Source organism: Microbacterium fluminis (assembly GCF_051549805.1).
GTDB lineage: Bacteria > Actinomycetota > Actinomycetes > Actinomycetales > Microbacteriaceae > Microbacterium.
In genome coordinates this window covers 180,491-194,395 of record NZ_CP196042.1, presented here as the reverse complement: position 1 = coordinate 194,395, position 13,905 = coordinate 180,491, and the positions used below count along the sequence as shown (strand labels likewise).

The 13,905-nt window shown below is 73.1% G+C and carries 11 protein-coding genes; 4 read left to right on the top strand and 7 right to left on the bottom strand.

Translation table 11 applies throughout. From position 1 onward, the window contains the following. Window positions 1-194: 194 nt before the first annotated feature. Window positions 195-1,112, bottom strand: a complete 918-nt coding sequence (locus ACSJDX_RS00870) for a Bax inhibitor-1/YccA family protein (protein WP_438355019.1) — start codon at window positions 1,110-1,112, stop codon at window positions 195-197. A gap of 148 nt (window positions 1,113-1,260) precedes the next feature. On the opposite strand from ACSJDX_RS00870, the gene ACSJDX_RS00865 reads away from it, so the two are divergent. The 3 genes from ACSJDX_RS00865 to ACSJDX_RS00855 all read left to right on the top strand — a co-directional run bounded on the left by ACSJDX_RS00865 (window position 1,261) and on the right by ACSJDX_RS00855 (window position 4,211). After that, window positions 1,261-2,265, top strand: coding sequence for a glycerophosphodiester phosphodiesterase family protein (locus tag ACSJDX_RS00865; protein ID WP_438353722.1), 1,005 nt, complete (start codon window positions 1,261-1,263; stop codon window positions 2,263-2,265). Window positions 2,266-2,381: 116 nt separating this feature from the next. Then, window positions 2,382-3,536, top strand: a complete 1,155-nt coding sequence (locus tag ACSJDX_RS00860) for a zinc-binding dehydrogenase (protein WP_438353721.1) — start codon at window positions 2,382-2,384, stop codon at window positions 3,534-3,536. Between the two features lie 27 nt (window positions 3,537-3,563). Beyond that, a complete protein-coding gene (locus tag ACSJDX_RS00855) occupies window positions 3,564-4,211 on the top strand; it encodes a 4'-phosphopantetheinyl transferase family protein (protein WP_438353720.1) in 648 nt (215 codons plus the stop codon). On the opposite strand, the gene ACSJDX_RS00850 is transcribed toward ACSJDX_RS00855, so the two are convergent. The 5 genes from ACSJDX_RS00850 to ACSJDX_RS00830 all read right to left on the bottom strand — a co-directional run bounded on the left by ACSJDX_RS00850 (window position 4,180) and on the right by ACSJDX_RS00830 (window position 11,948). After that, the gene (locus ACSJDX_RS00850; RefSeq protein WP_438353719.1) at window positions 4,180-5,592 is read right to left on the bottom strand and encodes a M1 family metallopeptidase; all 1,413 of its coding nucleotides are present in this window, start codon (window positions 5,590-5,592) and stop codon (window positions 4,180-4,182) included. The genes ACSJDX_RS00855 and ACSJDX_RS00850 overlap by 32 nt on opposite strands. Continuing rightward, the gene (locus ACSJDX_RS00845) at window positions 5,589-9,530 is read right to left on the bottom strand and encodes a Pls/PosA family non-ribosomal peptide synthetase (protein ID WP_438353718.1); all 3,942 of its coding nucleotides are present in this window, start codon (window positions 9,528-9,530) and stop codon (window positions 5,589-5,591) included. Before ACSJDX_RS00845 ends, ACSJDX_RS00850 begins: the two co-directional genes overlap by 4 nt. Before the next feature lie 2 nt (window positions 9,531-9,532). Continuing rightward, window positions 9,533-10,240 (bottom strand): hypothetical protein, encoded by a 708-nt coding sequence (locus tag ACSJDX_RS00840; RefSeq protein WP_438353717.1) that lies wholly within the window; start codon window positions 10,238-10,240, stop codon window positions 9,533-9,535. A 101-nt stretch (window positions 10,241-10,341) separates the two neighbouring features. Further along, complete coding sequence (locus ACSJDX_RS00835; RefSeq protein WP_438353716.1) at window positions 10,342-10,914, bottom strand: flavin reductase family protein; 573 nt, start codon at window positions 10,912-10,914, stop codon at window positions 10,342-10,344. Window positions 10,915-11,051: 137 nt separating this feature from the next. Continuing rightward, window positions 11,052-11,948, bottom strand: a complete 897-nt coding sequence (locus tag ACSJDX_RS00830) for a carbohydrate kinase family protein (protein WP_438353715.1) — start codon at window positions 11,946-11,948, stop codon at window positions 11,052-11,054. Window positions 11,949-12,020: 72 nt separating this feature from the next. Here ACSJDX_RS00830 and ACSJDX_RS00825 point away from each other — a divergent pair, with 72 nt between their 5' ends. Then, window positions 12,021-13,442, top strand: a complete 1,422-nt coding sequence (locus ACSJDX_RS00825) for an AAA family ATPase (RefSeq protein ID WP_438353714.1) — start codon at window positions 12,021-12,023, stop codon at window positions 13,440-13,442. A gap of 39 nt (window positions 13,443-13,481) precedes the next feature. On the opposite strand, the gene arr is transcribed toward ACSJDX_RS00825, so the two are convergent. Then, window positions 13,482-13,892, bottom strand: a complete 411-nt coding sequence (gene arr / locus ACSJDX_RS00820; RefSeq protein ID WP_438353713.1) for an NAD(+)--rifampin ADP-ribosyltransferase — start codon at window positions 13,890-13,892, stop codon at window positions 13,482-13,484. Window positions 13,893-13,905 lie beyond the last annotated feature (13 nt).

Genomic DNA, 13,905 nt, shown 5'->3' with positions numbered 1-13,905 from the left:
GCAGAACGCGCAGCATCCGGCACTCGGCCCCGGGATGTGCACCGTGTTCGGAGAACGACGCGGGCTTCGGAGCCGAAGGCGCCCGTGGCTCCGAAGTGCGCGCGATCCTCCGAACTTCGCCCGCATCGTCCGCGCACCCGGGAACGCGAACGGCCGCCCGGAGAACCGGGCGGCCGTTCGGAAGCGATCCCGCGTCAGTTGTTGCCGCGGAGCAGCGCGAGGATGCGGAGGATCTCGACGTACAGCCACACGACGGTGACCATGATGCCGAAGGCGCCGAGCCAGCCGTACTGGCGGGGGGCGCCGTTGCGCACGCCCTGCTGGATCTGGTCGAAGTCGAGGACCAGCGAGTAGGCGGCCATGATCACCACGAGGATGCCGATGATCACGCCGAGCGGGATGCTGAGCCCGCCGATGCCGATCGGCTGGCTGAGGATGCCGAAGGCTCCGCCCGCGATCGGGGCGTTGAAGAGCATCAGACCGACGTTCACGAGCGAGAACACCAGGTAGCCGACCATCGCGACCAGGAAGACCTTGGTGGCCTTCTTCGACGCGCGCACCTTGCCGCTGGCGAACAGCGCCAGGGTCACGCCCACCACGACGAGGGTCGCGAGCGTCGCCTGGAAGACGATGCCCGACCAGCGGAACTCGAAGAACGCCGAGATGCCGCCGACGAAGAGCCCCTCGAACGCGGCGTACGCGAAGATGAGCGCCGGGCGGATCTTCTTGCGCGAGGTGAAGATCACCGCGAGCGACAGGACGAAGCCGCCGAGCGCGCCGATGATCCACGGCAGCATCGAGATCGAGCGGGCACCGGCGGGGGAGAGCCCGCCGAGGGTCCACACCCAGCCGACGGCTGCGGTGACCAGCAGGATCGCGAAGAGGCCGACGGTCTTGGCGACCGTGTCCTCGACGGTCATGCGATCGGTCTGGTGGGCTCCGGCGGCGGGGGCGGCGTACATGCCCTCGAGCTGCGCCTGGGCCGCGGCATCCACCACCTGGTGCTGGGTGGTCGCCGCCTGCGTCTGCGCCCCGTAGGACGACGGGTAGGCCTGGCCGGCCTTGCCGTCCTGGAACGCGGGGTTGTTGAACGCGGGGTTGTTGAGGGCCACTGCTCTCACACTCCAAAGTCGTTGTTCACAGCCTCGTGCTGTAGATCCACGATAGCCGACCTGTGTACCGGTCTCCCAGGTCCCGCCTGGGAAGGGACCGAGAGCGGATGCCGCACCCGCCGTCATTGTGTGCCGGTACCCTGGGCCGGTGTCCCGGCCCTCGCCCCTCGTCATCGGCCATCGCGGTGCCCCCGGGTACCGCCCCGAGCACACCCGCTCCTCGTATCTGCTCGCGCTCGCGCAGGGGGTCGACGCGGTCGAGCCCGACGTGGTCGTCACGCGCGACGGCGTGCTCGTCGTGCGCCACGAGAACGAGATCTCGGGCACGACCGACGTCGCCGACCGCCCGGAGTTCGCCGACCGTCGCACCGTGAAGACGGTCGACGGCGAGCAGCTGGCCGGATGGTTCGCCGAGGACTTCACCTGGGACGAGCTGGCCACGTTGCGGTGCCGGGAACGGCTGCCGCTGCTGCGGCCGGCCGGTGCGGCGTTCGACGGCACCGAGCCGATGCTGCGCCTGCGCGACCTGCTCGACCTCGTGCGCGCGGCGAACGACACGCGCGAGGTCGGCGTGGTGCTCGAGATCAAGCACGCCACGTACTTCGCCGGCCTCGGTCACGATGTCGCGGCGCTCGTCGACGCCGAGCTGCGGGAGGCGGACTGGGCGGACGGCGACCTCCCGCTCGTGATCGAGTCGTTCGAGCAGACCGTGCTCGCGCAGGTGCGCGCGCGCGGCATCCGGGCGTCCTTCATCTATCTGCTCGAGGCCGAGGGCACCCCGGTCGACCTCGCCGCCGCACGCGGCGCGGACGCGGCGACCTACGCGCACGCGGTGACCCCCGCCGGCCTCGACGAGCTGGTCGGCCGCGTCGACGGCATCAGCGTCGACAAGCGCATGATCCTCGCACCCGATCCTGAGGGTCGCCCGACGGGCCCCGCGGGATTCGTCGCCGACGCGCACGCGCGCGGACTCCACGTGTTCACCTGGACCTGCCGCCCCGAGAACGAGTTCCTGCTGCCGGTCTTCCGTCGCGGCGACGACCCCGCCGCCTTCGGCGACTACGCGGGGGAGTGGGCGGTGATCCGGGATGCCTCGGTCGACGGCGTGTTCGTCGACCACCCCGATCTGGGGGTGGCCGCCTTCCGGGGTTGACCCGCCGGGTGACACGGGTTGAACAACCGCTGAACTCTGCGCGCGTACCCCGGTGCGCGAGCCGTGTGGTGCGAGAGTTCCAGGAGTTCTCTCCTGTTCACCTTCGAAGGGCCCCGATGACCACGCGTCTGGCTCCGCCGCCCGTGGCCGCCCCTGCGTGGCACGTCGAGCTCACGCCCCCGGCCGTCGCCATGGTGTGGCTCGGCCACGGACGCCGGCACGAGGCGGTCGCCGTGCCCGGTGTCGCGCTCGCCGAGGGGGAGGTGCTGGTCGCGATCGAGCTGGCCACGGTGTGCGGGTCGGACGTGCGCACCGTCGCCGGTCACCGCACGGTGCCCACCCCGCTCGTGCTGGGCCACGAGTTCGTCGGCCGGGTGGCGGCCATCAGCGGCACGGTCCGCACGGTCGACGGTTCCCGCCTGCGCGAGGGCGAGCGCGTCATCTGGTCGACCACCGCGGCGTGCCTGGTGTGCGACCGGTGCCGCCGAGGCATCCCGCAGAAGTGTCGCGAATTGCGCACGTACGGCCGTGAGCGGCTCGCCCCCCGCTGGGAGCTGACGGGCGGCTTCGCCTCGCACGCGCACCTGCGTCCGGGGACGGCGATCGTGCGGGTCGACGAGGCCACGCCGGCCGAGGTGCTCGCCCCTGCCACCTGCGGCACCGCCACGGCATGGGCCGCCGTCGACCGCGCCGACCGCGTGGTGGACGTCGACGGCGCCGTCGTCCTCGTCACCGGAGCCGGACTCGTCGGGCTCACCGTCTCCGCCATCGCGACCGACCGCGGAGCCCGCGTCATCGTGTCCGATCCCGACCCCGCCCGCCGCGCCCTCGCGCTGCGGTTCGGCGCGGCGGCGGTGGTCGACCCGGGCGATCCGGCGCGGCCCGACGATCTCGCCCGCGCCGTCGCGGCGGTCGGCGGCACCGAGATCGACATCGTGATCGAGGCATCCGGATCGTCCGCCGCCGTCGAGACGGCGCTGTGCGAGGTCGGGATCGGCGGGGTCGTCGTTCTCGTGGGCACCGTGTCGCCCAGCGCCAAGATCGCGTTCGACCCCGAGCAGGCCGTGCGGACGCTCCTCACCGTGCGCGGCGTGAGCGACTACTCGCCCGACGATCTGGCCGCCGCCGCCGGCTACCTGCACGCGCGGCACACCGCGTACCCGTTCGCCCAACTGGTGGGGGAGCGGATGCCGCTGGCCGAGGTCGATGCGGCGCTCGCCGCCGCCGGCCCGGGCGGACCGGTGCGCGTGGCGCTCGCCCCCGGGCTCTGACCTGCAGCCCGCCCGTAGCCTGGGAGGGTGATCGTCACGACCCGTGAGCTCGGCCCGGTGCGGCTGGCGTGGGCGAGGGCGGAGGCGCCGGATGCCGAGACGCGCGCGCTCCTCGCGACGCTCGGGCGTGCGCAGCGAGAGCGCTGGGAGGCGATGCAGGGGGCGCGGGCCGACGCGTTCGCGACCGGACGGATGCTGCTGGCCCGCCTGTCGGCGCGGGCGGCCCCCGGGTCTCGCCTCGCGCTGACGAGCGTCTGCCCGCTGTGCGGGGAGGACCACGGACCTCCGCGCGCGCACGGCGCCCCGCTGGCGCTCAGCGTCGCCTACGCCGGCTCGACCGTGGTCGCCGCCGTCGCACGGACGGAGGAGGTCCGCGGACTCGGCGTCGACGTCGAGCCCGCATCGGACGGGCCGCTGCCCTCGCTCGCGGGGCTGTTCCCCGACGGGGCCCCCGACGCGGCGGGCTGGACGCGCATCGAGGCCGTGCTCAAGGCCGACGGTCGCGGCGTGCGGGTCGCGCCCGACGAGCTGCGCATCGACACCGAGCCCGGCGCGGTGCTTCCCGGGGCGGTGTGCGCGAGGGTGCCCACCCGGGACGAGGCGATCGAGGTCGTGACGATCCCCGGTCCGCCCGGGCACGTGGTCAGCGCCGCGGTCCTCCCGGCAGACCGGTAGGGCCGTCACCCGTGGATTCGACGACGCGGCCGATCGGCCGGTCGATCGGCTCGGTCAGCGGCGCCGCGACCGCGGCGTCCGCGGCCGACGACGCGGGGAGGCCGGGCAGCGCGGTGCGCTCGAGCCACTGTGCGAAGAGCCCGGCCAGCGGCATCCCCGACAGCTGTTCCGCGAGCGCGACGAAGTCGGCGGTCGTGACGGTGCCCCCGCGGTGGTCCCGCGTCCACGTGCGCAGGATGTCGAAGAACACCGTGTCTCCGACGCTGAGCCGCAGCGCGTGCAGCGCGAGCGCCCCGCGCTTGTACACGCGGTCGTCGAACATGAGGTCGGGGCCGGGATCGGCCAGCACGAGGTCGGCCGGGAGCGTCGACAGCCGATGGTGGTGGGCGAGCGCCTTGGCGTGCGCGGTCGCGCCGCCGGAGCGCTCCGACCAGATCCACTCGGCGTAGCAGGCGAAGCCCTCGTTCAGCCAGATGTCGCGCCACTGCGCGACGCCGACGCTGTTGCCGAACCACTGGTGGGCGAGCTCGTGCGCGATGAGCCGCTCCAGCGAGCCCGAACCGTCGATGTGGTTGGCGCCGAAGATGCCCATGCCCTGCGCCTCGAGCGGGATCTCCAGGTCGTCGGGAGTGACGACGACCGCGTAGCCGGGCAGCGGGTAGGGGCCGAAGGCATCCTCGAACACCGTCATCATGCGGTCGAGGTCGGCGAAGTCGGCGTGCACGCGCGATGCGAGCGCACGCGGGTAGTGCAGCTCGCCCTGCACGCCGCCGAGCGCGAGCGGCTCGGTGACGTAGGCGCCGATCTGCACCGTCACGAGGTAGCTGGCGGTGGGGATGGCCCATTCGAAGTCCCAGATGCGCCGGCCGCGGCTGAGGCGGCTGCCCTGGAGGGGCCCGGCCACCACGTCGTAGCCCGGATCCGTGGTGAACGACAGGCGGTAGGTCGCCTTGTCGCCGGGCACGTCGTTGCACGGGAACCACGTGGGCGCCCCGGTGGGCTGGGAGGCGACGAGCAGGCCGTCTTCCAGCTCCTCCCAGCCGATGGTCCCCCAGCGGGTGCGACGCGGGCGGGGGGCGCCGGCGTAGGCGATCTCCAGCTCGAAGCCGTCGCCCGCCGCGAGCGGCCGGGAGAGCTTGACCTTGACCTTGCGGTCGGACTGCGCGAACGACGCCCGGGGGTCGCCGACGACCTTCACCTTCGAGGCGCGCAGCCCCACGAGGTCGAGCGACACCGTGCGGGTCGCGGTGCGGACGGTGCCGCTGATGCGCGCCGTGCCGGTGAGCCGGTTGGTGTGCAGCTTGTAGTCGAGGGCGAGGTCGTAGTGCGCGACGGCGATCGCGGCGTCCCCGCTCTGCGGGATGTACGGGTCGACGCTCATGCGTCGGTGGCCTGGTAGGCGCGGACCTTCACCGCCCGCCACGGCCCGATCGGGTTCCCGCTCCATCGGCTGCCCACCGGCACCATCTCTCCGCGCATGACGAGGGATGCCGGGCCCACCGTGGCATCGGCGCCGATCGTCGCCGCGGGCAGGATCACGCTGTGCGGGCCGAGGGTCGCTCCGGCGTCGATGGTGACGGTGTCGATGCTCATCACTCGATCATGGAACAGATGCGTCTGGACCACACATCCGCGGTTGACCGTCGCGCCGTCGCCGAGGGTGACCAGATCGGGCTCGGGCAGCCAATAGCTGTCGGTCCACACGCCGCGTCCGATCTTGGCGCCCAGGGAACGCAGCCACATCGCGAGCGCCGGCGTGCCCGCCGCCGCGTTGGCGAACCAGGGCGCCGCGACCATCTCGGTGAAGACGTCGGACACCTCGGTGCGCCAGACGAAGCTCGACCAGAGCGGATGCTCGCCCGCGCGGATCACGCCCACGAACGCCCATTTCGCGGCCGTCGTGATGGCGGCCGCGACCGCTCCGGCCACCAGCAGCACGACGCCGGACAGCGGGATCACCAGCAGCAGGCCCCACAGCTCGATCAGCCAGGACAGCGTCACGAGCACGCCCAGTCCCAGGCCGCACGTCACGATCACCGGGATGATGCGGCACAGCTCCCACAGCGTGCGCGCGACACGCAGGCGTGCGACGGGCCGGTAGGTGCGCTCGAGGTCGGCGTCGTTGACCACGCGGCGCAGCCGCACCGCGGGCGAGCCGAGCCAGGACGAACCCGGCTTGGCCTTCTCGGGGGCGACCGACAGCACGGCGACCAGGCCGTCGCGCGGCACCCGGTGTCCGGCGCCGGCCATGCCCGAGTTGCCCAGGAACGCGCGCTTTCCGATGCGCGCCTGGGCGAGGTGCATGCGGCCGCCGCTGAGGGCGTAGGTGGCGACCATCGTGTCGTCGGCGAGGAACGCGCCGTCGTCGACGGTCGTCATCGAGGGGATCAGCAGGACCGTGGATGCCTCGACGTCGCGCCCGATCCTGGCGCCCAGCATCCGGAGCCAGATCGGCGTGAAGAGGCTGGAGTAGATCGGGAAGAGCACGGTGCGCGCCGAGTCGAGCAGCCGCTCGGTGGTCCATGCCTGCCAGGCCACGCGCCCGCGCACCGGGTGATCGCCCTCGACGAGGCCGATCGCGAGCAGGCGCACCGCGACCACGACGATGGCGGCGAACACGACGCCGGTGACGAGCACGGCCGGCACCAGCCAGGCCACCAGGCCGGGCACGGCGCCGGTGAGCGAGGAGGCGCCGCGCACGCCGTTCGCGAGCACCAGCCCGCCGATAGCGAAGGACAGGAGCGGCAGCAGCGCGAGGCCGGTGGAGGAGGCGGCGTACGCCCACAGCCAGCGCCGCGCCGCGACCGGTCGCTCGCCGGCGGGTTTCGCCGAGCCCACCCGCACGGCGGGGGAGCCGGCCCACTGCTGCCCCGCCCGCACGCGGCCGAAGACCGCCGAGCCGGGCGCGATCTCGGCGCCGCGCCCGATCTTGGTTCCGGGTGCCAGCGTGCTGCGCGCGCCGATCACGGCGCCGGCCCCGATGCGGATCCCGCCGATGCGCACCGTGTCGCCGTCGATCCAGTACCCGGTGAGGTCGACCTCGGGCTCGATGGCCGCTCCCGAGCCGACTTCGAGCATCCCCGTGACCGGGGGCAGGGTGTGCAGATCGACGTCGCGGCCGATCTTCGCGCCGAGCGCGCGGGCGTAGTACGTGACCCACGGCGCCCCGGCGAGGCCGACGGGGTCGATCTGACCCGAGACCTGCTCGGCCAGCCAGAGGCGCAGATGCGTCCCGCCGCCCCGGCGGTAGTCGCCGGGGCGCACGCCGGCCAGCAGCAGTCGAGCGGCGGCCGCGGCGATGGCCATGCGTCCGAAGGGCGTGGCGAACACGAGCAGCCCCGCGATGAGCGCCCACAGCGGCACCTCGGGGGCGATGCGGGTGCCGAGGATCAGATCGAGGAGCACCGTGGCGGTGACCAGCCACAGCAGCCAGCGGATGCCGCTCAGCACGAACAGCGGCACGCCGGCGATGCTCTGCACCCACTGCATGATGCGCGGTGTGGGCGAGGCGTGCGTGAACGAGACCGGTCCGTCGTCGTGGTCGTCGCCCGACTCGGCCTCCACCGCATCGGCCATCTGCCGCAGTCGCGGCAGGTCGTACACGTCGGCCATCGTGAACTCGGGCGCCCGGACGCGGATGCGCGAGACCAGCTGCGCGGCGGCGAGCGAGCCGCCGCCGAGCTGGAAGAAGTCGGCGTCCTCGTCGGTCGGGCGGATGCCGAGCACCGCGACCCACTGCTCGGCCAGCCACGCCGACGTGCCCGACAGCGACGAGTCGCCGGAGTCGGTGTCGGTCAGCGGCCAGGGGAGTGCGGCCTTGTCGACCTTGCCCGAGGTGCGCACGGGCAGGTCGTCCACGACCGTCAGGAGCGGGATGAGAGGGGCGGGCAGCTTCTCGGCCAGCTCGGCGCGCGCGGACTGCCGATCGAAGCCCTCGTCGGGCACGACATAGCCCACCAGGAGCGACACGCCGCCTTCGGACTTCTGCACGACGACCGCGGCGCCGGAGACGGCCGACAGCGACTGCACGGCCGCCTCGACCTCGCCCAGCTCGATGCGACGTCCGCCGATCTTCACCTGATCGTCGGCGCGACCCTGGAACAGCAGGCCCTCGGCGTCGGCGCGCACGAGGTCGCCGGAGCGGTAGGCGCGGTCCCACCCGAGCGACGGGATCGGGGCGTACTTCTCGGCGTCCTTGGCGGGGTCGAGGTAGCGGGCGAGGCCGACGCCGCCGATGATGAGCTCGCCGACCTCGCCCTCGGAGACCGGCTGACCCTCGGCATCCACCACCGCCAGCGACCAGCCGTCCAGCGGTAGACCGATGCGCACGGGGCCCTCGCCGGTCATGAGCGCCGCGCATGCGACGACCGTCGCCTCGGTGGGGCCGTACGTATTCCACACCTCGCGGTCGTCGCCGACCAGACGCGCGACCAACTCGGGAGGCAGCGCCTCGCCGCCGAAGATCAGCAGGCGGATGTTCTCGATCGCATCCTGCGGCCAGAGCGCCGCGAGCGTCGGGACCGTGGAGACGACGCTGATGCCGTGGCCGAGCAGCCACGGGCCCAGATCCTCGCCCGAGCGCACGAGCGCTCTCGGGGCGGGCACGAGGCACGCGCCGTGGCGCCACGCCAGCCACATCTCCTCGCACGACGCGTCGAACGCGACCGACAGCCCGGCCAGCACCCGGTCGCCCGGGCCGAGCGGTGCGCTCTGCAGGAAGAGGCGCGCCTCGGCGTCGACGAACGCCGCAGCCGAGCGGTGGCTCACGGCGACGCCCTTGGGCACTCCGGTCGAGCCGGAGGTGAAGATGATCCACGCGTCGTCGTCGACCGAGGGTGGTGGCACTGTGAGGGTGCCGCTGGTGCTCGGGTGCGGTGCGGCCCCGGCGAAGAGAGCTCCGGCGGGAGAGAGGAGGTCGGATGCGGCGGCATCCGTCTCCCGCGGCGTGTACACGCCGCGCGCACCGATCACTCCTGCCACCTTCGCCTCGCCGAACACGAGGTCGGCCCGCTCCTGCGGGTCGTCGGCGTCGACGGGCACGTAGGCGGCGCCGGCGGCCATGATCCCGAGGATGGAGATGTACAGCTCACGGTCGCCCGACGGCATGCGCACGCCGACCCGATCGCCGCGCTGCACGCCGTGCTCGTGCAGGCGCGCGGCGGTGCGCCACACGCTCGCGAGGAGCTCGGCGTAGCTGACGGCGCCGTCGGAGTCTTCCAGGGCGGAGGCATCCGGATGCCGCGCGGCGGTGTCGCGGAGGATGTCGATGAGCGTCCGCGGGGCGGGCGCGGAGGACCGACGGTCGAGGATCTCCCGCACGATCAGGCGGACAGCAGCGCGATGAGCTGCGACTTGCGGAGGCGCGAGTAGCCGCGACGGCCCTCGGCGCGGGCGCGCGCGCGCAGCTGCACGACGGTGAGCGAAGCGAGGTCGGACGTCGGCGCGGTGCGCGGGGCGCGAGCGGCGCGGCGCGTGGTCGGCGGGGGCGCCGCGACGGGGGCGGATGCCGCCGGCACGGCCGGCTCGGCGACGGCGGCGGCCACGGTCGGAGCGGACGCCGCGGGCTTCTTCGCGGAGACGGTCTTCGGGGTCGCGGGCTCCTTCGTCGCGCCCGTCTTCGACGCGGCCGACTTCTTCTCCGACTTCTTCGCAGCGGCCTTCTTCGCGGCCTTCGCCTCGGCGGCGGCGGCCTCCTTGGCCGCGGCCTTGGCCGCCTTCAGCTCCGCTGCGCGTGCGGCCTTCTCGGCCGCCTTCGCCGCCTCCTTGGCGGCCTTCGCCTCGATCTTCGCCGTGGCGTCGGCGAGGCGTGAGAGGACGGCCTCGGCCGACTTGGCGACCTTGCGCGGTTTCTCGGCGAGCTTCTTCTTGGACGCCCGGGAGGCATCCTTCGCATCGTCGGCGAGGGCGCGCAGCTTATTGGCGTCCTTCGGGGGGAGGTTGCGGCTCAACCGCTTCGCGTCCCGGGCCGCGTCGGCGGCCGCTTCCAGTGTCGCTGCCGCCGTCTTCTCGGCGCTGGTCTTCTTCGCCACAGGGAACCCCTCCGTCGCGCCGTGCGAGGGTACGACGCGGGCCTCAGGATACAGGTCGAAGAAGAACGGATCCCATGCCCCGTGGCCCCGCCGGAGACGGGTCAGACGTCGGTGATCCGGGAGTGCTCGCCGAGGTGGTGCCACTGCCGGTTGAGGTAGACCAGACCGCGGTCGGAGGGCTCCTCGGGGAGGTTCACCTGCACCGCGTGCGCCACGATCACGGTCGATCCGCCCGATTCGAAGCGGTTCACCACGCGCGCGCGGATCCAGCGGGGCACGCCGTGGAAGACGGGCTCGCCCGTGACCAGACGGGTCCAGGCGGAGGCGTCGGCGAAGCGGTCGATGCCGCTCGTCGCCCCCAGCTGCGCGAGGGGCAGATCGTCGGCACCGAGGAGGTGCACCACGACGGTGTCGGCGGTGGTGAGGGTCGGCGCGCTGGACGACAGCGCCGAGACCGAGAACACCAGCAGCGGCGGGTCGGCGCTCACCGAGGCGACCGACGTGGCCGTGAGGGCCACGGGACCGTTCCCGGCGTCGGCGGTGATGAGGGCGACCCCGCCCGGGTGCTCGCGGAACGCGGACTTGAACTCGTCGGCCGTCACCATGTCGAAGGCGTGCTCACCGTGCGGGGCGTGCTCGTCGGGGGACGAGTCGATGGGGGCTGCGTGCGGCATCCGACCTCCTTGTTCCCTTCGATGGTGCGTCATATCGAGCGTACGGCGCGAGGCGCGCCGTCACGCAGAGTCATACGCCCGCGCGTCGCGCGGTATTCCCGCGGACGGATGCCCGGGCTCGCCGACGTCGATCCGCGTCAGCCGAGCTCATGCGCCCAGGGCAGGTCGGCGCCCGCGCGCGAGACCGTCACCGCCGCCGCGGCGGCCGCCCGGGTGCCGAACGAGACGAGGTCGTCGCGGTCGTACGGCGCGTCGCCGTGCGCCACGACCGAGGCCAGCAGCGATGCCATGAAGGTGTCGCCCGCGCCGATCGTGTCGACCACCTCGACCCGCGGCGCGGGCACCTCGACGGTGTGGTCCGCCGTCGCCAGCATCGCCCCCTCGCCCCCACGGGTGATCGCCGCGAGCCGCGGGCCGAACGACAGGATCGTGCGCAGCACGTCGGCCGGAGGCATCCCGGGCCACAGCCACTCGGCGTCCTCGTCGGACAGCTTCACGAGCGTCGCCTGCGTCAGCAGCCGTTCGCACATCGCGAGGGTCTCGGGGTGCGGCGGCACGAGTGCCGGGCGGATGTTGGGGTCGAACGAGATCACCGGCGCCGCCGCCGCTTCGATCAGCGCCCGCACCTTCGCCGCTCCGGGCGAGAGGAAGGCGGCGATCGAGCCGGTGTGCACGGCCGCCGCGGCGGCGGGTGCGGAGGCGTCCGGCAGATCCCATTCCAGATCGAACGTGTACGACGCCGAGCCGTCCGTGCGCAGGTGCGCCGTGGCCGTCGGGGTGCGGGACGCGGAGAAGGATGCCTCCTCCACCCGCACACCGGAGGCTTCGAGGTGCTCGGCGACCATCGCGCCGTGCGCGTCGCGCGCGAGCCACGTCAGCAGGCGCGCCGGTACCCCCTGGCGTGCGAGGCCGAGGGCGACGTTGGCGGGGCCGCCGCCGGGATGCCCGACGGCGGTGCCGTCCGATTCTACGATGTCGACGAGCGCCTCGCCGACCACGAACACTCCGGCGTCGGATGCCTCGGGGCTGGTCATGGGCCGAGTGTAGAGGAGCATCCCGCCCGGTCACCGGCGATTGCTAGGGTGGGCGGCTCGTGAGGAGGCGCTGTGATCGACGACGATGACCGAGACCTGATGCGACAGGTGAAGCGATACCTGAGGCGGGTGAACGAGCTCCCCGACCACGAGGCCGTGCCGACGCTCACTCCGCTGGGCGAACTGATCAGCGAGCACCTGGGCACCGAGGCATCCGCCGTCTCGGTCGTGCACGAGACGATCGCCGATCACCGGCTCGTCGATGCCGACATCGCGTTGGAGGTGCTCGCCGGCGACGGCCTGCTCGTGGGCGTCTCGGGCGGAGAGCAGCGCCACCAGCAGGGACTCGCGGAGTTCGTGAGCAATCCGTACCTGCGGTACGCGCCGGGGCCGGTCGACTACGCCGAGCGGGCGACGGGCCCCGATTCGAGCCGGCGCGTGGTGTCGCTGGGTCTGCGACTGCTGCGGTTCGAGGGGCATCCGCTCGCCGTCACGCAGCGCGCCGCCGCACGGCAGTACGGGCGCGAGGCGGCGATGGTCGAGATCATGGGCGGCGAGCCCGAAGTGGTCACGCGGTTCCTCGCCGCACTTCGCGCCGCGATGGTCGAGCACAGCGTGCTGCGCGGTCAGGTGCTGTCGTTCCAGCCGACGGAGTACGGCCGCGAGGCGGGCGCGACCTTCCTGGTGCGCCCGAGCGTCGCCTCCGACGACGTCGTCCTGCCGGAGGGAGTGCTCGAGGAGGCGGTTCAGCACGTCGTCGACATCGGCGCCTACCGCGAGGAGCTGCGCCGCGCCGGCCAGCATCTGAAGCGCGGTGTGCTGCTCTACGGCCCTCCCGGGACCGGCAAGACGCTCACCGTCCGCCACCTCCTGAGCATCACCCCGGGGACTACGGCGGTCGTGCTCACGGGCTCCGGCATCCGGTTCGTCACGGCCGCCGCCGAGATCGCGCGCACGCTGACGCCCGCCATCGTGGTGCTCGAGGACATCGATCTCGTCGCGATGGAGCGGCACAGCTCGCCGCAGCCCCTGCTGTTCGAGGTGCTCGATGCGCTGGACGGGCTCGACGGCGATGCCGATGTCGCGTTCCTCATGACGACGAACCGCGTCGAGGTGCTCGAGCGTGCGCTCGCCGAGCGCCCCGGCCGCGTCGACCTCGCAGTGGAGATCCCTCTGCCCGCCCTCGCCGAGCGTCGCCGTCTGTTCCGCCGGTACGCGCAGGGGCTTCCGTTCACGGATGCCGCGCTCGACGCCGCGGCGGAGCGCGCCGCGGGTGTCACGGGGTCGTTCGCGAAGGAGCTGATCCGTCGCAGCGTGCTGCGGGCGAGCCGCGACGGTCGTGCTCCCGGCGACGACGATCTCGCCGCGGAACTGGAGCGCCTGCTCGACGCGCGCGAGCAGCTCACCCGCTCGATGCTCGGCGCCGCCTCTCCAGGCGAGCAGGGGCCGCACGCGGCGGGGCCGACCGGGAGCTTCGGGTGGTACGCGGGCTGACCGCCGATCCGGCCGAGATCGGTTCCCTTCACCGGGCGATCAGTTGATGATCTCGCCGCGCTCGTCGTCGCGGATCGCCGCCAGCCGCTCGCGCCACGTCTGCAGCGCCTCGGGCGAGAGGCGCGTCCAGTCCAGCACCTCGCGCACGATACGCAACGGCTCGGTGCTGCGGTAGGAGCGGGTGGGGTTGCCCGGGAACTTCTTGTCGGTGACGTTGGGGTCGTTCTCGAACGCCCCGAGGGGCTCGACCTCGTAGACGCGGGGCTCGGCGTCGCCCGCGGCGAGCTCGGCCGCGAGCCCCGCACCGTCGCGGAGCGCGGTGAAGTAGATATGGTTCATCACGATCTCGGGCCGGTAGTTCGACCGGAACCCCGCGGTGAGCAGCCCGCCCACCGCGAGGTCGGCTTTCGTGCCGTGGAAGAAGGGCCCGGCGTCGAGTGCATCGCTCACCGGTCCAGCCTAT